Raw genomic sequence first — 19,092 nt, 5'->3', positions numbered from 1 at the left:
GACCAGGAAGAGGGAATTGAATCGATGAAATCAAAAGCATGGAATGAGAAATTCATGCAGGGAGTATTCTTCATTGCCGCCTGTGCTTCGGTGCTGGCGGTAGCTCTCATTTGTGTCTTTTTATTTGCAAATGGAGTCCCTGCGATGAAAGAGATCGGATTTGTAAAATTTATCACCGGGGAAATGTGGAAGCCGAACAATGATATATACGGCATCCTTCCCATGATCGTCGGCAGTATTTATGTGACGGCAGGAGCAATCATTGTGGGCGTGCCCATAGGGATTCTGACCTCCGTATTTATGGCAATGTACTGTCCCAAAAAGATTTACCGGCCGCTGAAGGCGGCAACAGAACTTCTGGCTGGTATCCCTTCTGTTGTATATGGATTTTTCGGGCTGGTTGTCCTGGTTCCCTGGGTAAGAGAACTTGGAAGAACATGGCGTGATATGGGACTGACAAAAAGCAGCGGAAACGGCAGCGGTATTTTAACAGCTTCTATCCTTCTGGGAATGATGATTCTGCCTACGATTATCGGTGTGACAGAGTCTGCCATCCGTTCCGTGCCGCAGCAGTATTATGAAGGCGCGCTGGCGCTGGGGGCCACCCATGAAAGAAGCATATTCCGGGTGATCATGCCGGCGGCAAAATCCGGGGTAATTGCAGGAATTGTCCTGGGAATCGGACGTGCGATCGGAGAGACAATGGCCGTGATCATGGTGGCAGGTAATCAGGCCAGAATGCCTGCAGGCCTCCTGAAGGGTGTCAGGACTCTGACAGCCAATATCGTGATTGAGATGGGGTATGCCGCAGAGTTACACAGAGAAGCACTGATTGCAACGGGTGTGGTTCTGTTTGTATTTATCCTGATTATCAACTTCAGTGTAGCATTATTAAATAGGAGGTCCGGCCGTGAGTAATCAAACAACATTTCGTCAAAAAATGAAAACCTATCTGCATCATCCGGGTTCCTTTATCATGATGCTTCTGGTTTTGCTGGGTGCCGTCGTTACTTTTACAGTACTTATCTTCCTGATCATTTATATATTGGTGCACGGTGTTCCCTATATTAAGCCTTCTTTATTTTCCTTTACCTACACTTCGGACAATGCATCTTTGATGCCGGCGCTGGTGAATACGGTGACCATGACGCTGCTGTCACTGGTTGTAGCCGTTCCCCTGGGGATTTTCGCTGCAATCTTCCTGGTAGAGTATGCGAAAAGAGGCAACAAATTTATGGGAATCATCCGCCTCACAACAGAGACATTATCCGGCATTCCGTCAATCGTATACGGACTGTTTGGAATGCTGTTCTTTGTAAATACGCTGGACTGGGGCTTTTCCCTACTGGCAGGTGCATTTACACTGGCCATTATGATTCTCCCGCTGATCATGCGCACGACGGAAGAGGCCCTGAAAGCAGTGCCGGATACTTTCCGCGAGGGGAGCTTCGGCCTTGGGGCAGGAAAGCTCAGAACCGTGTTCCGGATCGTGCTTCCGTCCGCCATACCGGGCATCCTTGCAGGTGTGATCCTTGCAATCGGCAGAATTGTCGGAGAAACAGCGGCGCTGATGTATACGGCAGGAACCGTGGCAAATATACCATCCAGCGTGATGGGGTCCGGAAGGACCCTGGCCGTGCATATGTATAACCTGGCAAGCGAGGGGCTTTATATGGATCAGGCTTACGCCACAGCAGTGGTTCTGCTGCTTCTGGTCGTGGGTATCAATGCATTATCCAGTGTGATAGCCAGGCGTTTAACAAAAGCATAAAGAAAGGAATCAGATATGGGAAAAATAAGTATCAAAAATCTGGATTTGTATTACGAAGATTTCAAAGCCCTGAAGGATGTAAACCTGGAGATAGAAGCGAATAAAATCACAGCATTTATCGGGCCCAGCGGCTGCGGTAAATCGACGTTGTTAAAGTCCATTAACCGGATGAACGATCTGGTTGAGGGCTGCCGTATTGAAGGGGAGATCCTGCTGGACGGTGAAAATATATTCCGGGGAATGGATGTGAACCTGCTGCGTAAACGTGTGGGTATGGTGTTTCAGAAGCCGAATCCGTTTCCGATGAGCATATACGACAATATTGCATTTGGGCCGAGGACCCACGGAATTCATTCCAAATCCCGGCTGGATGATATTGTGGAAAAGTCCCTGCGCAGCGCGGCGATCTGGGAAGAATGCAAAGACCGGCTGAAGAAAAGTGCACTGGGGATGTCCGGCGGGCAGCAGCAGCGTCTGTGTATAGCCAGGGCGCTGGCGGTGGAGCCGGAGGTTCTCCTGATGGATGAACCCACATCCGCGCTGGATCCGATTTCCACATCGAAGATAGAAGACCTTGCGATGGAACTGAAAAAAGATTATACTATAGTCATGGTAACGCATAACATGCAGCAGGCGGTGCGCGTGTCGGACAATACGGCATTTTTCCTTCTTGGCGAGGTGGTAGAATACAATGATACGGAGAGATTGTTCTCCATACCCGCGGATAAGCGGACAGAAGATTATATTACAGGGAGGTTTGGTTAAAAAATGCGGAATAGATTTGACATGCAGCTACAGTTACTGGATGAGCAGCTCACTCATATGGGAGAGCTGTGCGAGACGGCCATTGCAAAGGCGACGAAAGCGCTGGAGGAATGCGATATGGAACAGGCCAGAGCGATCATGGAGGCCGATGAAGAGATCGACCAGATGGAGAAGGATATTGAAAGACTGTGCCTGAAGCTTCTTTTACAGCAGCAGCCTGTGGCAAAGGATCTGCGCAGGATCTCGGCGGCGCTGAAGATGATCACGGATATGGAGCGCATCGGCGACCAGACGGCAGATATTGCGGAGATTGTGATATCCTCCAGGCATAATACCGCGGCCGATATCAAGGAAATCGGCATCATGGCGGCAGCAGCGAGCAGGATGGTGCGGGACAGCGTAACGGCCTATGTAACAAAGGACCTGGAACTGGCCAAGAACGTTGTGGAGGCCGACGATGCCGTAGACCATTTGTTTGACACGATCCGTGACGAACTTGTGGACTATATCCGGAAAGAAAGAGGCGAAAATGGAAAGAGAATCTTTGACCTGATTATGGTGACAAAGTATCTGGAGCGTATTGGCGACCATGCTACCAATATCGCCGAATGGGTCGAATTTTCTATCACAGGGGTCCACAGAAATGGAACGGCTCTGGGAGAAAAATTGATAAAGGAGTGACAACATGATATATTGCGTAGAAGATGACGACAACATCCGGGAGCTGGTGATTTACACACTGGAGACAACAGGGCTCAAGGCACAGGGCTTCGCGGAAGGCGGCTCTTTTATGGAGGCTTTGGCGTTCGATACGCCAGAGCTTATTTTGCTTGATATTATGCTGCCGGGAGAAGACGGGCTTTCCCTGCTCCGTAAGCTGAAGAGTTCTTCTAAGACGAAGGACATTCCTGTGATTATGGTAACGGCCAAGGGCGCGGAGTACGATAAGGTAATCGGCCTGGATTCAGGGGCGGATGACTATGTGACAAAGCCGTTTGGAATGATGGAACTCGTGTCCAGGGTAAAAGCCGTCATGCGGCGTACGGGCAGAGCGCCGGACAAAGATGATATGAGCGTGGGCGGCGTCTGTGTGAATGTAAAAAAGCACGAGGTGACCGTGGACGGAAAAGCCGTTACACTGACACTTAAGGAGTTCGAACTGCTGGAAAGACTGATGAGGAATCAGAATATTGTACTCACGAGGGATCAGCTGCTGGAGGATATCTGGGGCTATGATTTTGACGGTGAGACCAGAACGGTAGATGTACATGTACGGACGCTGCGGCAGAAACTGGGAGAGAAAGGCGAGATTATCGAGACTGTGAGGGGCGTTGGATACCGCGTAGGAGGAGCGAATGAGAGCTAGAATCCAGAGAAGCATGGTGTTTGTGCTGTCTATAACGCTGCTGATCTCTTATTTGGTTCTGACCGTTGTGATATACCGGCAGAACCTGACTTTATTGAAGACAGAGGTGCGGCAGGAGGCCAGATATATCAAGACTGCGATTAATATTTCGGGCCCGGCCTACCTGGAACAGATGGATGAAGTGGATGTGAGGACCCGGGTGACCCGGATTGATACAGACGGAACCGTGGCGTATGATTCCAGACGGGACGAATCCACGCTGGACAACCACAGATTCAGGCAGGAGGTGGAAAGCGCCCTGAAGAGCGGCAGTGGTGAGGATATCCGGGTATCCGGCACGCTGGGAAAAGAGATGTATTATTACGCCCTTCTTCTGGATGACGGTACAGTACTGCGCGTATCTAAGCTGATGGACGGACTGGTGAGTACGGCTCTGAGAATGCTGCCGGTGATATGTATTCTGGCCGCTGTTATGCTGGTTATGGCCTGGCTGATGGCAAAATGGCAGACCGCCCGGCTGATCAAGCCCATCAATGAACTGGATTTGGAGCATCCGCTGGACAATGCTGTGTACGAGGAGATGACCCCTCTTTTGGAGGCGATGGACCGGCAGAATAAGGAGAAGGATGCCGTTTCCAATATGCGCAAGGAATTTTCCGCCAATGTCTCCCATGAACTAAAGACGCCGCTGACTTCTATATCGGGGTATGCGGAGATCATGAAAAATGGAATGGTGAGGCCCGAGGACGTTCCTAAATTCTCTGACAGGATATACAAAGAGGCACGGCGCCTGATTACGCTTGTGGAAGATATTATCAGGCTCTCCAAGCTGGATGAGGAGTCTGTGGAGCTTGAGAAAGAGGATGTGGACCTCTATGCCCTCTGCCGGGAGATCGTGAGCCGTCTTTCCCCGCAGGCAAACGCGAAAAAAGTGCACATCGTGGTGGAGGGAGAGCCTGTCGTGTATCACGGTATCCGCCAGATTTTAGATGAAATGATCTATAATGTCTGTGAAAATGCGATCAAATACAACACAGCGGACGGTCAGGTGTCCGTCTGGGCCGGCAATACGCTTCAGGGGCCAAAGGTATGCGTTGCAGATACCGGGATCGGAATACCGAAAGAGCACCACGAACGGATATTTGAGCGTTTTTACCGTGTGGACAAAAGCCACTCCAAAGAGAGCGGCGGCACCGGGCTGGGCCTTTCTATTGTAAAACATGGGGCGCTTCTGCACGGAGCCAGGGTGGCCGTGGACAGCGAGCCGGGAAAGGGGACACGCATAGATATTAAATTTTGATATAATTTATTAAAAAAGTATAAAATATATCATTGAAAAACCGTTTGGGCTGGTGTAAACTAGACCATGCGGTTTTTTGCCGCTTCAGAGCATCAAAGCAAGAAAGCCTAAAGGAGAAACAGACAATGAAAGGGCATGAACTTTTAGAAAAACTGCTGCAGTCTTATCAGGCGGCTTTTGATATTACCCGTCCATATGATGTCGAAGGGGACAGATACGAAGCGTATGCGGCTTTTAATGTGACCAGCGCAAAGTATGTCCTTGTGAAGAAGGCTGAATTGTGGCGGGCAGATTGTTTTGAGCATACGTTTTTTTCGTGCATAGACAGACTGAAAGCAGAGGATATCCAGCGCTTCCGCGGGCACATTGTTTCATTCATTGAGCCTGAACTGGTGAGGAATGGAGAAGCCTGTACCTGCGAGAATCATATGTATACATATATCACGGCGGTGTTTATCAGCGAGAGAGGTTTGACAAAGGAGGCGGAAAAGGCCGTCAGAGACTTTAAGTTTTTTAAGAATTACCGGCTTGGCCTGCGGGGATATGCAGAGGCCAGGGTGCTCGTTTTTGATATGGAGAACCGCAGGGTGTCCGGCAGCCGGGCGGCGAGGGAGCTGGTCAAAGGATATGAGAAGGTCTTCTGACCTTTTTATATAAAGCTATAATTACGAAAAAAGGAGTGTGAACAATGAACGCAGTAGTAATTTTACTTGCAGGTATTCTGATTCTGGTCATTGCGTATGTTACATACGGCAAATGGCTTGCAGGACAGTGGGGTGTGGATCCGGGGAGAAAGACTCCGGCACATGAGCTTGAAGACGGGATGGATTATTGTCCGGCCAAGGCGCCTGTATTGATGGGACATCATTTCTCTTCGATTGCAGGGGCAGGCCCGATTAACGGCCCGATACAGGCGGCCGTATTCGGATGGGTGCCGGTATTGCTATGGGTATTGATCGGAGGTATCTTCTTCGGAGCAGTCCATGATTTCGGCGCATTATTTGCATCGATCCGCCACAAAGGGCAGTCCATCGGTGAAGTAATCGCTGACTCTATGGGGACAAAGGCTAAGAAGATATTCATTATCTTCTCTTACCTGACACTACTCCTTGTTGTTGCCGCATTTGCATCTATTGTTGCAAATACATTTATGGCAACCTATACGGAGTCCGGAGCGGTGGACTACGCTGCATCTGCAGCGAATTCATCAACGGCGATGATATCGATTTTGTTTATCGTGATTTCTGTGATATTCGGATTCCTGGTTTACCGCAAAAACGCATCACTGGGCGTGTCTACCGTCATTGGCGTGATTGCCATTATTCTCTGTATGGTAATCGGACTGAACTGGCATCCTCTGTACCTGAATAATAAGACGTGGATGGTTATTGTGGGAATTTATATTTTAATTGCATCCGTAACACCGGTTTGGATCCTGTTACAGCCGCGTGACTATCTGAGCTCTTTTTTGCTTTATTTTATGATGGCGGTTGCGGTGATCGGTGTGATCGGCGCGGGGATAACAGGAAATGCAAGTCTGGATATTCCTGCATTTACCGGATTTAAGGATACGCTGATGCCTACAGGAACCTCTTTGGGATATATGTTCCCTGCATTGTTTATCACCATCGCCTGCGGCGCGATTTCAGGTTTTCATTCACTGGTTGGTTCCGGTACCACTGCCAAGCAGCTGAACAGTGAGAAAGATGCCCGCCCGATCGCATACGGCGGTATGCTGATCGAGTGCGCGCTGGCAATTATTTCTCTTTGTGCTGTCGGATATGTATGGAAGTTTTACTCCGCAGGGGAACTGGTAGTGCCTACGAATGTATTTGCAACCGGTATTTCCAAGATGACGTCCACGATCCCGTTCTTAAAGGGAGCTGAAAGTGTGATATTCTCTATGCTGGTGCTTGCAGTCTCCGCATTCTGCCTGACTTCCCTGGATACGGCTACACGGCTTGCCCGCTATATGTTCCAGGAATTCTGGCTGGAACCGGGCGAAGAGGTCAAATCGGTGACCGGTTATAAGAAGGTTCTGACTAATCCATACGTGGCAACGATTATTACTGTTGTTCTTGGCATTGCGCTTGGTATGACCGGATATGCAAATGTATGGCCGCTGTTCGGAGCTGCAAACCAGCTGCTGGCTGCCCTGGGCCTCCTCGCGGTTGCGACATGGCTTGGCAAGGTGGGCAAGAACAATAAAATGTTCCTGGTTCCGATGGCTTTTATGCTGATTGTAACCATTACTTCGCTGTGCCTCACAATTAAGTCCAACTTTGCCGGAATTCTTGCCGGTGCGGACGGAGTTGGCTGGTGCTATATCCGGCTTGTGATCAGCGTACTTCTGATTGTACTGGCAGCAGTGCTTGCCGTGGACGGAATCAAGACTCTGACAGGCCAGTCAAAGAAAAAAGCAAAGGCATAACAGAAGAATTTTGGTTGACAATTCAGGCCATTTAAATTCGTCTGCGTCGAAGGTCTGTATGTCTGTAACCATCAAGTTTTCGTAGGGTCCTCGCAGACCTGTCGGAACTGTTACTTTTTGTCCTTTTGTTAAATGAATAACTATATAAAGTGAGATGACTTTACCCTCAAAGCATGCTAAAATAAATTACTTAGGATCAAAAAGTAATTTAATAGGGATATCTGCAATTGTTTCGGCAATTTGTAAATACTATCCCATAGATGTTTTGGGGGTTTTTACATGGATGAAAGGGTTAGCATGAGAAAAGATGCAGAACAGATCGTGATAAAAAATATAAACGCAGCGAATCCCGCTTCTGACAGGGACGATGGAGAAAGAACGGGCGGAGGCGAGGCAGTCTGCAGTCCGGCAGGCTTTACGGGCAGAGAACAGGAAGCTATGCGGGATGTGCTGGATCTGGCAATGAATATGGGGCGGGTACTGCTGAAGAACGGGGCGGAGATTTTCCGGGTGGAGGAGACCATTGAACATGTCTGCAGGAGATTTCACATTAAGGATGTGGAATCTTTTGTCATGAGCAACGGTATTTTTATGACTGCCAGGGATGAGGCGGAGGAAGTGTATGCCAAGGTGAAGCATATTCCGATTTCCGGCTTCCATTTAGGGATTGTTACCGAAGTGAATGATCTGTCAAGAGAGATTGCGGCTGGAAAGGTGGGGCTGGAGGAGGCAAAGGAGCGGCTGCGGCGGATCGAGGCGATGCCGCCCAAGAGGGGACGGTTCCGGGTATTTGCCGCAGGCATTGGAAGCGGCTGTTTTTGCTATCTGCTGCAGGCCAACCTATGGGAAAGCATGCTGGCAGTTGTGATTGGGTGCCTACTGTATATATTTGTGATCTTTGCGGAGAACCACAGGCTGTCAAAGATTATCATTCATATTGTGGGCGGAGGGCTTATTACGATTATGGCGCTGTTTGCTCTTCAGATTCCGTGGCCCTTCCCGGTGAGGATAGACAAGCTGATCATAGGCTCCATACTGCCGTTGGTTCCGGGGCTGGCATTTGTCAATTCGATCCGGGATATTGCAAACAGCGATTTTATCTCAGGGATCGTAAGGATCGTGGATGCCCTTCTCGTCTTTGTCTATATCGCCATCGGAGTCGGGTTCGTGCTGGGATGTTTCAATAAGCTCACGGGAGGTATGATACCATGACAGGATTTGTGCTGGTTAATATGTTCTGCTCTTTTCTGGGGACAATCGCATTCTCTGTTTTATTCAATGTGCCGCGGAGATTTTACTTCTGCTGCGGGCTGACGGGGATGGCGGGATGGCTCTGCTATCTGGCAAGTGAGAATATCGCTTCTATAGCAACTTCTACATTTCTGGGAACTGTGCTGGTGGTGCTGATGTCCAGGATGCTGGCTGTGTGGATGAAGTGTCCGATTACCGTATTCCTTGTACCGGGTATATTCCCGTTGATTCCCGGGGCGGGAGTCTACTATACGGTATATAACCTTGTGCAGGGCAGCCTGCGGGAGGCGGCAGTCAGAGGCATTGAAGCGCTGAAGATTGCTTTTGCGATTGTGCTTGGCATTGTGTTTATTGTCACCATACCGAAGCAGTGGTTCAGCCTCAGCTACTGGCGAAGGAGGCTGCGCGGCGCCTCAGAAAATTCCGATTTGTAGGCTCTGGAAAAGGTGGAATAATCCCGGAATCCGCTGGCAAAACAGGCCTCTGTAATGGGCATGCCGTCCAGGATTAGCTCCCGGGCAAAGAGCAGGCGCCGGTAGGTGATATAGCTGCCGATGGTATAACCGGTCTCTGCCTTGAACAGCCGCATCATATAGTATTTACTGATGTAGAAGATGCCTGCAAGAGTATCGATGTCCAGATGATCCGTAAGATGTCCGTTAATATAATGCATGATATCAACAATCTTAGAATTATACAATTCTGTATCCAGAAACTCCACGCGGTTTTTGATGGCGGCGCGGTTCAGGTGTATCATGAATTCCAAAAACAGCAATTGGCGGTAAAGAGAGCTGGCATACTCCTGATCCTCAAAGGAACGCTCCAGGCGGTTTGTAATCCGGAAAAGAGAACTTTTCTCTAGTGAATGGATTCGAAGTACACTGGAGCGTTCCTTTTTTGCTTTCTCAAAGCAGTAATTCAGATCATATTCCGGCGTCTGATAATCCTCCATAAAACCGGGAGAAATATAGACGATGATTCTCTCATAGGGCAGAGAATTGTCCACCTGTACGCGGTGGATATCGTTGCGGTTCACCAGTACAATGTCGTAAGGTTCAAGTTCATAGGATTTGCCTTCTATGATGTATTGTACTTTACCCTTTATAAATATAGTAATTTTATGAAAGTCGTGGTAGTGAAATTCAAACTCTTTGGAGATACTGTCCTTTAGATGGAATATACGGAAATCGCTGTTTAGATAACCTCTTTTATTGTATTGCTGCATAAGCGTCTCCTTTTCGTTATGATTGTCAGGGATGAAGACACATGAATCCGTGTGCCTCCTGGCATTCCCTGCAAGTGCCTGACTGCTCCGGCCGGCCCCGCGTAAATGCCGTCAAATATAGTATAGAGCATTATCTGCAATGTGAAAAGCATTTAATAAGTATTATATGAAAAAAATGCCTGATATAATGATAGAAACAGGAGGTGCGTTATTATGAAAATTACATTGGAACGTTATCATGGTCTTGGAAATGATTATCTGGTTTTTGATCCGAATAAGAATGAATTAGAATTAAATAAAGCAAATGTGGAGATGCTCTGCAACCGCAATATGGGGCTGGGCTCTGACGGGATACTGGAAGGTCCGTTTATCGGGGAAAAACACATGTCCCTTCGCATATGGAATCCGGACGGAAGCGTTGCCGAAAAGAGCGGAAACGGAGTGCGTATTTTTGCCAAATACCTGAAGGATGCCGGCTATGTGCAGAAGAAGAATTACAAACTTGTGACAGACGGAGGACTGGTGGAAATCACGTATCTGAACGAAGACGGCAGCAGGCTGCGTATTTCCATGGGGCGTCTGTCCTTCTGGAGCGATGAGATTCCGGTGACAGGAGAGCGCCGCGAGGTCATCAATGAAGACATGGTATTCGGCAGGACATTGTATCCGGTAACCTGTGTATCCGTGGGCAATCCTCACTGCGTTATCCCAATGCGTGAGATCTCGCAGCCGCTTGTATGCAAGATCGGTAATTATTCCGAGGTTGCAAGGTATTTTCCGGACAGAATAAATACAGAGATTATGAAAGTGATCGACAACAATAATATTGCCATAGAAACATATGAAAGAGGGGCCGGTTACACGATGGCAACAGGCACAGGAGCGTGTGCAGCAGCAGGAGTGGCCCACAAACTGGGCCTGACCGGAAATAAAGTAATCGTACACATGCCGGGCGGGGAACTGCAGGTAGAGATCGATGATAACTGGGAGGTTTACATGACCGGAGAAGTATTCTATGTGGCAAAAATCTCTCTTTCTAATGAGTTTGTGGAGAAACTGCGGACGGCTTGCGGCCATCCCTTCCTTTCGCTGGGTGCATCCAATCGGTAGGTAAGGCCGTTAACCGGGGAGGCTCCTTAACGGGGGCAGCGTACTGATACGTTTGGCGGCACAGTATAGCTCCGGTATATGAATAACACCTACAATTTTCACTTGCGGGGACTGGGGTGTTTGTGCTAACATAGGTATAACAATTAAAGGCAGGTGATGATATGCTGATTGAGATAGATTTTAACAGTGAAGAGGCGATTTATATTCAGCTGCGCAATCAGATTATTATGGGGATTGCTACTTCTACGATTCATGAAGGGGATTCGCTTCCGTCTGTGCGTCAGCTTGCTGACACGGTCGGGGTGAATATGCATACGGTAAATAAGGCATACAGCGTTCTGAAGCAGGAAGGGTTTATTCAGCTGGACAGAAGACGGGGCGCGGTTATTGCCCTGGATGTGGATAAGATGAAAGCGCTGGACGAGATGAGGGAGCAGCTTACAATTTTACTGGCAAAGGGCTGTTGTAAGAATATTTCCAGGGAAGAAGTGCATAATCTGGTGGATGAAATATTTGATGTGTATGATGGAGCCTTTTAAGAGACTTCTGGAAGGAGTCTCGATTTATGATGGGATAAAGGCGATATAATTTTAAAATTGATTGAATAGTGACAGGAGGAAAATATGCAGATAAATTATACAAATCAGGCCGAATGCGCCATTAAATATGCAGCATCGATGGCAAAGAAGCTGAAGCATCCGTATATTGGTACGGAGCATTTGCTGCTGGGGCTGCGCAAGGAGTTTACAGGGGTGGCCGGACAGATTCTGGCGTCGAACGGCGTGGATGAAGAGCGCATCCTCCATCTGATGGATGAGCTGATTACACCGGCAGGGGATGTGCTGAGTGTGGAGCATCCGGAGGAGAGCCCGAGGCTGCAGTATCTGCTGGAGAACAGCAACAGGGAGGCGCGGTGCCTTCATACAAAAAGCGTGGGTACGGAGCATCTGCTTTTGGCGATGGTCCACGATGTGGACTGTGTTGCAACCAGGATATTGACTACGCTCAATATCAGTCTGCAGAAGATTTTACAGGATGTATTGAATGCGGCAGGAGTGGATCCGAAAGAGTATCAGGAGGAACTGCAGGATGAAACCCACGGAAAAAGCGCCGTGGTGGAGCAGTTCTGTACAGATCTGACTGCCGAGGCGGAAGAGGGCCGGCTGGATCCTGTTGTAGGCCGGGAGCAGGAGATCTACCGACTGATGCAGGTACTGAGCAGAAGGACAAAGAACAATCCCTGTCTGGTAGGGGAACCCGGTGTTGGGAAAACTGCCATTATAGAGGGGCTCGCTTCCAGGATTGCTATGGGTGTGGTACCGGATAATATGAAAGGCAAAAAGATTTACACCCTAGATCTGCCGGGGCTGATTGCGGGCTCCAAGTACCGCGGGGAGTTTGAGGAGCGTATGAAAGGGCTGATTGGCGATGTAAAGGCCAGCGGCAATATTATTCTTTTCCTGGATGAGCTGCATACAATGATCGGAGCAGGCGGAGCGGAAGGAGCGATTGACGCTTCCAGTATCCTAAAACCATCCCTTGCCCGCGGAGAGATGCAGCTGATCGGCGCAACGACGATTGCGGAGTATCGAAAATATATCGAAAAAGATGCGGCTCTGGAGCGCCGGTTCCAGCCGATTACGGTAGAGGAGCCGACCAAAGAACAATGCCTTGAGATCCTGCATGGACTGAGCGGCAAATACGAAGCCCACCACAAGGTATCTGTACGGGAGGAGGCCCTTGAAGCAGCGGTACAGCTGTCGGAAAGATATATTACAGACAGAAATCTTCCGGATAAAGCAATTGATGTCCTGGACGAAGCGTGTTCCAGGGTCAGTATGCGGGGTTATAAAGTGCCGGAGAATCTTAAAAGTCTGGAAGATTCCCTGAAAGAACTGCTCAAGCAGAAAGAGGAGCTCATTAAATCCGGCGACTTTACGAAGGCATCTCTTGTTCACACGGAACAGAAAGCGGTTGAGGATAAGCTGGAAAACCTGAAAAAGCGTTTTCAGAAAAAGACGGCATCCCACCATCCGGAAGTGAAAGAAGACGATATTGCAGACGTGGTATCTGCGTGGACAAAAGTGCCGGTGCAGAAGCTTGCTGAGAGCGATACGGACAGACTGAAAAAGCTGGAACAGGTTCTTCATAAAAGGGTCGTGGGCCAGGAGGAAGCAGTCAGTGCCGTGGCCAGAGCCGTTAAGAGGGGGCGTGTTGGATTAAAAGACCCAAAACGTCCGATTGGTTCTTTTCTGTTCCTAGGCCCCACGGGGGTAGGTAAGACGGAACTCTCAAAAGCGCTTGCGGAGGCGATGTTCGGAAATGAGGATTCTATGATCCGGGTCGATATGTCAGAGTATATGGAGAAGCACTCTGTATCTAAGATGATAGGGTCTCCTCCGGGGTATGTTGGGCATGAAGAAGGCGGACAGCTCAGTGATCAGGTGCGTACGCATCCCTATTCGGTTATACTATTTGATGAAGTGGAGAAAGCGCATCCGGATGTATTTAACATACTTCTCCAGGTGCTGGATGACGGCCATATTACAGATTCCCAGGGGCGGAAAGTAGATTTCTGCAATACGGTAATCATTATGACATCCAATGCGGGTGCAAAAGCAATTGTAGAGCCTAAGAAACTGGGATTTGCCGCCAAAGAAGATCCGGCAGGGGATTATAAGCGGATGAAGCAGAACGTGATGGATGAGGTGAAAACGATCTTCCGTCCGGAGTTTCTGAATCGGATTGATGAAATTATAGTATTCCATGCGCTGAACAATACCCATATGAAGCAGATTGTAACTCTGCTGTGCAGAGAATTCACAAAACGCGTGAAAGAACAGATGAATATAACACTTACGCTCAGGGAATCTGCGAAGAAATTCATTGTCGAGAAAGGGACCGACGCAAAATATGGTGCCCGTCCCCTCAGGAGAGCCATGCAGACAGAACTGGAGGATAAGCTGGCTGAGGCGATCTTAAACGGTGAAGTAAAAGAAGGGGACCGTGTGGAGGCAGGAGTATCTAAAAAAGAAATTAAATTTTACCCAAAGTCCATAAATGAGTAGAAAATAAAAACGAAGTATTATATAATACAAACAGGATAACCATCAATCTGAAATACCTAGGAGGATAATAAAAATGGCAACAGTAAAAGAACTACTACGCGCAGAAGATGACGGAACACTCAGTTTTGGAGACTATACATTAGCATCCAAGACAAAAATGGACAATTTCGAATTTGAAGGCGATATCTATAAAGTGAAGACATTTAAAGAGATCACGAAGTTGGAGAAGAACGGAATGTTCGTATACGAATCCGTACCGGGAAGCACAGTAGAGAACTTCAAGGCTACTGATGCAGAAGTGACATTCACAGTATCCGCACCTGAAGACGTACAGTTCACATTAGAGCTGGAACCAGACAGTGAGTATGAAGTATTTATCAATGGCACAACAGCTGGCAAGATGATGACAAACTTAAGCGGCAAGTTAAGCGTCAGCACAGAAGTAAGCGAAGGAGACAGCGTGACTGTCAGTGTATCAAAGTGTTAGTACTGGAATCATCTGCATAAAGCAATAAAAAAGGAGACAGGGAAACATAAACCTGTCTCTTTTTCATAGGTGTCTCATAGGGGTCTGACCCTTTTGCAAAAGAGCAGACCCCTATGAGGTACCTGCGAGGAAGGAGCATTATGGCTAAGGCAAAAAAAAGCGTATTTTTCTGCCAGAACTGCGGGCATGAGGAATCAAAATGGCTGGGGCAGTGCCCGGCCTGCAAGGAATGGAATACTTTTGTTGAGGAGAAGGTAAGTACTGCTAAGGCAGCAGTGGTTAAGACTGCAAGGGAAGCGGAGGTTGTATCGCTTTCGGAGGTCAGTGCGGACGATCACACAAGGATTCTGACGGGGATACAGGAATTGGACCGGGTTCTGGGGGGAGGTATAGTACCGGGGTCCCTGGTTCTGGTGGGCGGCGATCCCGGAATCGGAAAATCAACACTTCTGCTCCAGGTATGTCAGCGGCTGTCACAAGAAAAGAACATTCTATATATATCAGGTGAAGAATCTCTGGCACAAATCAAGCTTCGGGCGAACCGTATGGGGGAATTTAAGGAAAATCTCAAGCTATTGTGCGAAACAAACCTGGAGACAATTAAGAATATTATCGAGGGCCGGCGCCCGGAACTGGTGATCATCGATTCCATTCAAACGATGTACAGTGAAGAGGTATCTTCTGCACCGGGCAGTGTATCCCAGGTAAGGGAATCAACGAATGTTTTTATGCAGCTTGCAAAAGGCCTGGGAATTTCCATATTCATCGTGGGACATGTGACAAAAGAAGGAACGGTTGCAGGGCCAAGAGTTCTGGAGCATATGGTGGATACTGTATTGTATTTTGAGGGTGACAGGCATGCGTCCTACCGGATCTTGAGGGGGGTAAAGAACCGTTTTGGCTCTACCAATGAGATTGGCGTCTTTGAGATGAGACAGGCAGGGCTCACAGAAGTGGAAAATCCTTCTGAATATATGCTGAGCGGTAAACCGGAAAATGCATCCGGTTCTGTGGTAGCATGTTCGATGGAGGGCACAAGGCCGATTCTGATTGAAATACAGGCGCTTGTCTGCCAGAGTAATTTTGGGCTTCCAAGAAGGACAGCAGCAGGCACGGATTATAACAGAGTTAATCTGCTGATGGCTGTCCTGGAAAAAAGAATCGGGCTGCCGCTTTCCAATTATGATGCCTATGTAAATATAGCGGGAGGGATCAAGATGAATGAGCCCGCAATCGACTTGGGAATTATAATGGCTTTGGTCTCCAGCTATAAAAACCGGCCGATAGATGAGAAAATGATCGTATTTGGGGAAGTGGGACTGAGCGGTGAGGTCCGGGCAGTTAATATGCCTGAGCAGAGAGTGTCGGAAGCAAAAAAACTGGGGTTTGAGACCTGTGTACTGCCAGCTGTATCAAGAGATATGGTAAAAGATATGAAAGGAATTAAAATAGTGGGGGTTAAGACAATTAATGACGCAATGAATCTTTTGTAAAACGTTTTATATTAAGTATAGAAGTAAGAAGAGTAATGATACCAGTCCAAGAAAAAGGAGAAATGGTAATGGAGTTTACAAAAAATAATACATTTTGGATACATGAACCCGCCCTGTATAACTTTGAAGAGGGGAAGCTATCTATTATAACAGAACCGGAAACGGATTTTTGGCAGCGTACCTACTATGGTTTCCGCAATGATAATGCACCTGCGCTGCTGATAAAAACTAACGAGCCCTATTTTTCATTTACAGTTAAAACTGAATTTGAAAGTACCCACAGGTTTGATCAGTGCGGCATTATGGTATATCAGGATAGCGATAACTGGCTGAAAGCATCTATAGAATACGAGAATGAGTATTTTCAGCGTCTGGGAAGCGTAGTCACCAATTATGGATATTCAGACTGGGCGACTACGGATATTCCGGCAGATCAGAAGAGTATGTTTTACAGACTGAGCAGGCGTAAGAGTGATTATCTGGTGGAGAATTCTTACGATGGGATTCATTTTAAGCAGATGAGAATTGCACATCTTTTCGAAGGGGAAGGACATATTAATGTTGGGGTATACGCATGCAGCCCAGAAAAATCTTCTTTCCAAGCTGTGTTCTCAGAAGCAGTATTTTCAGAATGTCTTTGGAAACCGCATCAGTAAAAAAATGCATAACAGCGCTGTCAAATCCAATAATAAGTTGTCTAAATTATACGAATAAAATAAAAAATTAGAAAATTATTGACAATTACGAACTGGAATGATAATATTAAGTTCCATCGCGGATGACATACCTGTTGCAAGCGAGACTGGCAGAGCGGAAGCTTCTGAGCCAGACAGGAGTTATGCAGGGGTTCAATCAACTGGTAGATCAAGTTGAAAAATGTCGAAAAATGCTTGACAAATAGCAACGTGATGTGGTAAGCTATTAAAGCTGTCGCATGAGGGACTGGAAATTATTGGAAACTCAATACAGAAGAGGAAAATAAAAAAGTTCTTGACAGACGGCAACGAACATGGTATTATGTAAAAGTTGCTGCTGACGACAAAGAACGACAGCAAAAACAACAAAGAACCTTGATAATTAAACAATAGACAACAAACCCTTGAAAATTTCTTATAGAGAAAATTTTTAAGAACAGCATCATAATGATGCACCCATCACTGAGATTAATCTCGGTGGTAAGAACAGTAAAAGGGATAGAATTAGCTAGTAGTTAATTCTGACCTGGATACAAACACTTTTAACGAGAGTTTGATCCTGGCTCAGGATGAACGCTGGCGGCGTGCTTAACACATGCAAGTCGAGCGAAGCGCTTTACTTAGATTTCTTCGGATTGAAGAGTTTTGCGACTGAGCGGCGGACGGGTGAGTAACGCGTGGGTAACCTGCCTCATACAGGGGGATAACAGTTAGAAATGACTGCTAATACCGCATAAGACCACAGTACCGCATGGTACAGTGGGAAAAACTCCGGTGGTATGAGATGGACCCGCGTCTGATTAGCTAGTTGGTAAGGTAACGGCTTACCAAGGCGACGATCAGTAGCCGACCTGAGAGGGTGACCGGCCACATTGGGACTGAGACACGGCCCAAACTCCTACGGGAGGCAGCAGTGGGGAATATTGCACAATGGGGGAAACCCTGATGCAGCGACGCCGCGTGAAGGATGAAGTATTTCGGTATGTAAACTTCTATCAGCAGGGAAGAAAATGACGGTACCTGACTAAGAAGCCCCGGCTAACTACGTGCCAGCAGCCGCGGTAATACGTAGGGGGCAAGCGTTATCCGGATTTACTGGGTGTAAAGGGAGCGTAGACGGTTATGTAAGTCTGATGTGAAAACCCGGGGCTCAACCCCGGGACTGCATTGGAAACTATGTAACTAGAGTGTCGGAGAGGTAAGTGGAATTCCTAGTGTAGCGGTGAAATGCGTAGATATTAGGAGGAACACCAGTGGCGAAGGCGGCTTACTGGACGATGACTGACGTTGAGGCTCGAAAGCGTGGGGAGCAAACAGGATTAGATACCCTGGTAGTCCACGCCGTAAACGATGCATACTAGGTGTCGGGTGGCAAAGCCATTCGGTGCCGCAGCAAACGCAATAAGTATGCCACCTGGGGAGTACGTTCGCAAGAATGAAACTCAAAGGAATTGACGGGGACCCGCACAAGCGGTGGAGCATGTGGTTTAATTCGAAGCAACGCGAAGAACCTTACCTGCTCTTGACATCCCCCTGACCGGCGCGTAATGGTGCCTTTCCTTCGGGACAGGGGAGACAGGTGGTGCATGGTTGTCGTCAGCTCGTGTCGTGAGATGTTGGGTTAAGTCCCGCAACGAGCGCAACCCTTATCTTTAGTAGCCAGCGGTTCGGCCGGGCACTCTAGAGAGACTGCCAGGGATAACCTGGAGGAAGGTGGGGATGACGTCAAATCATCATGCCCCTTATGAGCAGGGCTACACACGTGCTACAATGGCGTAAACAAAGGGAGGCGAAGCCGCGAGGTGGAGCAAATCCCAAAAATAACGTCTCAGTTCGGATTGTAGTCTGCAACTCGACTACATGAAGCTGGAATCGCTAGTAATCGCGAATCAGAATGTCGCGGTGAATACGTTCCCGGGTCTTGTACACACCGCCCGTCACACCATGGGAGTTGGTAACGCCCGAAGTCAGTGACCCAACCGTAAGGAGGGAGCTGCCGAAGGCGGGATCGATAACTGGGGTGAAGTCGTAACAAGGTAGCCGTATCGGAAGGTGCGGCTGGATCACCTCCTTTCTAAGGAAGAAAGAAGTAAAGAGTATGTTGTCTATTGTTTAGTTATCAAGAGAGTG

At 48.0% G+C, this 19,092-nt stretch carries 17 protein-coding genes and 1 rRNA gene; 17 read left to right on the top strand and 1 reads right to left on the bottom strand.

Features of this window, described 5'->3' with window-relative positions; all coding sequences use genetic code 11:
• The first annotated feature begins 24 nt into the window (after positions 1-24).
• The 10 genes from pstC to ARB69_RS09400 all read left to right on the top strand — a co-directional run bounded on the left by pstC (position 25) and on the right by ARB69_RS09400 (position 9,318).
• Positions 25-918 carry a phosphate ABC transporter permease subunit PstC gene (pstC, locus tag ARB69_RS09445; RefSeq protein WP_050640836.1) on the top strand — a complete coding sequence of 298 codons (894 nt, stop codon included), beginning with the start codon at positions 25-27 and terminating at the stop codon, positions 916-918.
• 22 nt (positions 919-940) lie between these two features.
• Complete coding sequence (pstA, locus tag ARB69_RS09440) at positions 941-1,771, top strand: phosphate ABC transporter permease PstA (RefSeq protein ID WP_154253280.1); 831 nt, start codon at positions 941-943, stop codon at positions 1,769-1,771.
• Between the two features lie 15 nt (positions 1,772-1,786).
• A complete protein-coding gene (gene pstB, locus ARB69_RS09435) occupies positions 1,787-2,536 on the top strand; it encodes a phosphate ABC transporter ATP-binding protein PstB (RefSeq protein ID WP_025656581.1) in 750 nt (249 codons plus the stop codon).
• Between the two features lie 3 nt (positions 2,537-2,539).
• Positions 2,540-3,217 (top strand): phosphate signaling complex protein PhoU, encoded by a 678-nt coding sequence (gene phoU, locus ARB69_RS09430; RefSeq protein ID WP_050640051.1) that lies wholly within the window; start codon positions 2,540-2,542, stop codon positions 3,215-3,217.
• A 4-nt stretch (positions 3,218-3,221) separates the two neighbouring features.
• Complete coding sequence (locus ARB69_RS09425) at positions 3,222-3,902, top strand: winged helix-turn-helix domain-containing protein (RefSeq protein WP_025656583.1); 681 nt, start codon at positions 3,222-3,224, stop codon at positions 3,900-3,902.
• Positions 3,892-5,202, top strand: a complete 1,311-nt coding sequence (locus tag ARB69_RS09420) for a sensor histidine kinase (protein WP_055152806.1) — start codon at positions 3,892-3,894, stop codon at positions 5,200-5,202. The genes ARB69_RS09425 and ARB69_RS09420 overlap by 11 nt, the downstream gene beginning before the upstream one ends.
• A 125-nt stretch (positions 5,203-5,327) precedes the next feature.
• Positions 5,328-5,846 carry a hypothetical protein gene (locus ARB69_RS09415; RefSeq protein WP_055152804.1) on the top strand — a complete coding sequence of 173 codons (519 nt, stop codon included), beginning with the start codon at positions 5,328-5,330 and terminating at the stop codon, positions 5,844-5,846.
• Positions 5,847-5,890: 44 nt separating this feature from the next.
• Positions 5,891-7,633: a carbon starvation protein A gene (locus ARB69_RS09410; RefSeq protein ID WP_050640048.1), complete on the top strand. Its 1,743-nt coding sequence runs from the start codon at positions 5,891-5,893 to the stop codon at positions 7,631-7,633.
• A gap of 279 nt (positions 7,634-7,912) precedes the next feature.
• Complete coding sequence (locus tag ARB69_RS09405; RefSeq protein WP_082202888.1) at positions 7,913-8,845, top strand: threonine/serine exporter family protein; 933 nt, start codon at positions 7,913-7,915, stop codon at positions 8,843-8,845.
• Positions 8,842-9,318, top strand: coding sequence for a threonine/serine exporter family protein (locus tag ARB69_RS09400; protein WP_050640047.1), 477 nt, complete (start codon positions 8,842-8,844; stop codon positions 9,316-9,318). The genes ARB69_RS09405 and ARB69_RS09400 overlap by 4 nt, the downstream gene beginning before the upstream one ends.
• Here the strand turns inward: ARB69_RS09400 and ARB69_RS09395 are convergent.
• Entirely contained in the window at positions 9,270-10,109 is an 840-nt protein-coding gene (locus ARB69_RS09395; RefSeq protein WP_050640046.1) for an AraC family transcriptional regulator, read from the bottom strand. The two genes, ARB69_RS09400 and ARB69_RS09395, sit on opposite strands and share 49 nt — an antisense overlap.
• Before the next feature lie 213 nt (positions 10,110-10,322).
• Between ARB69_RS09395 and dapF the strand changes: the two genes are divergently transcribed.
• From dapF to ARB69_RS09360, 7 genes are all read left to right on the top strand, one after another.
• Positions 10,323-11,219: a diaminopimelate epimerase gene (dapF, locus tag ARB69_RS09390; protein ID WP_055152802.1), complete on the top strand. Its 897-nt coding sequence runs from the start codon at positions 10,323-10,325 to the stop codon at positions 11,217-11,219.
• A gap of 161 nt (positions 11,220-11,380) precedes the next feature.
• The gene (locus ARB69_RS09385) at positions 11,381-11,758 is read left to right on the top strand and encodes a GntR family transcriptional regulator (protein WP_050640044.1); all 378 of its coding nucleotides are present in this window, start codon (positions 11,381-11,383) and stop codon (positions 11,756-11,758) included.
• Positions 11,759-11,842: 84 nt separating this feature from the next.
• On the top strand, positions 11,843-14,287 hold the full coding sequence (locus ARB69_RS09380; protein ID WP_050640043.1) for an ATP-dependent Clp protease ATP-binding subunit: 2,445 nt from the start codon (positions 11,843-11,845) through the stop codon (positions 14,285-14,287).
• A 73-nt stretch (positions 14,288-14,360) separates the two neighbouring features.
• Positions 14,361-14,774, top strand: coding sequence for a hypothetical protein (locus tag ARB69_RS09375; protein WP_050640042.1), 414 nt, complete (start codon positions 14,361-14,363; stop codon positions 14,772-14,774).
• Positions 14,775-14,914: 140 nt separating this feature from the next.
• On the top strand, positions 14,915-16,267 hold the full coding sequence (gene radA / locus ARB69_RS09370; RefSeq protein ID WP_055152800.1) for a DNA repair protein RadA: 1,353 nt from the start codon (positions 14,915-14,917) through the stop codon (positions 16,265-16,267).
• Positions 16,268-16,335: 68 nt separating this feature from the next.
• A complete protein-coding gene (locus ARB69_RS09365; RefSeq protein WP_055152798.1) occupies positions 16,336-16,923 on the top strand; it encodes a DUF1349 domain-containing protein in 588 nt (195 codons plus the stop codon).
• 580 nt (positions 16,924-17,503) lie between these two features.
• Positions 17,504-19,036: ribosomal RNA gene (locus ARB69_RS09360) — 16S ribosomal RNA — on the top strand.
• Positions 19,037-19,092 lie beyond the last annotated feature (56 nt).

The sequence above is a fragment of the Faecalicatena contorta genome (assembly GCF_001404335.1).
In the GTDB taxonomy this organism is placed as follows: Bacteria; Bacillota; Clostridia; order Lachnospirales; family Lachnospiraceae; genus Faecalicatena; species Faecalicatena contortus_B.
Note: the sequence above shows the minus strand (reverse complement) of the source record. Positions and strands in the feature narration are given on the sequence as shown.

Bases quoted from the DNA above. Each gene is read 5' to 3' on its own strand.
- pstC (WP_050640836.1), top strand. From the start codon at position 25: ATGAAATCAAAAGCATGGAATGAGAAATTCATGCAGGGAGTATTCTTC.
- ARB69_RS09420 (WP_055152806.1), top strand. From the start codon at position 3,892: ATGAGAGCTAGAATCCAGAGAAGCATGGTGTTTGTGCTGTCTATAACG.
- phoU (WP_050640051.1), top strand. From the start codon at position 2,540: ATGCGGAATAGATTTGACATGCAGCTACAGTTACTGGATGAGCAGCTC.
- ARB69_RS09385 (WP_050640044.1), top strand. From the start codon at position 11,381: ATGCTGATTGAGATAGATTTTAACAGTGAAGAGGCGATTTATATTCAG.
- dapF (WP_055152802.1), top strand. From the start codon at position 10,323: ATGAAAATTACATTGGAACGTTATCATGGTCTTGGAAATGATTATCTG.
- ARB69_RS09400 (WP_050640047.1), top strand. From the start codon at position 8,842: ATGACAGGATTTGTGCTGGTTAATATGTTCTGCTCTTTTCTGGGGACA.
- ARB69_RS09405 (WP_082202888.1), top strand. From the start codon at position 7,913: ATGGATGAAAGGGTTAGCATGAGAAAAGATGCAGAACAGATCGTGATA.
- ARB69_RS09365 (WP_055152798.1), top strand. From the start codon at position 16,336: ATGGAGTTTACAAAAAATAATACATTTTGGATACATGAACCCGCCCTG.
- radA (WP_055152800.1), top strand. From the start codon at position 14,915: ATGGCTAAGGCAAAAAAAAGCGTATTTTTCTGCCAGAACTGCGGGCAT.
- pstB (WP_025656581.1), top strand. From the start codon at position 1,787: ATGGGAAAAATAAGTATCAAAAATCTGGATTTGTATTACGAAGATTTC.
- pstA (WP_154253280.1), top strand. From the start codon at position 941: ATGAAAACCTATCTGCATCATCCGGGTTCCTTTATCATGATGCTTCTG.
- ARB69_RS09375 (WP_050640042.1), top strand. From the start codon at position 14,361: ATGGCAACAGTAAAAGAACTACTACGCGCAGAAGATGACGGAACACTC.
- ARB69_RS09395 (WP_050640046.1), bottom strand. From the start codon at position 10,109: ATGCAGCAATACAATAAAAGAGGTTATCTAAACAGCGATTTCCGTATA.
- ARB69_RS09410 (WP_050640048.1), top strand. From the start codon at position 5,891: ATGAACGCAGTAGTAATTTTACTTGCAGGTATTCTGATTCTGGTCATT.
- ARB69_RS09380 (WP_050640043.1), top strand. From the start codon at position 11,843: ATGCAGATAAATTATACAAATCAGGCCGAATGCGCCATTAAATATGCA.
- ARB69_RS09425 (WP_025656583.1), top strand. From the start codon at position 3,222: ATGATATATTGCGTAGAAGATGACGACAACATCCGGGAGCTGGTGATT.
- ARB69_RS09415 (WP_055152804.1), top strand. From the start codon at position 5,328: ATGAAAGGGCATGAACTTTTAGAAAAACTGCTGCAGTCTTATCAGGCG.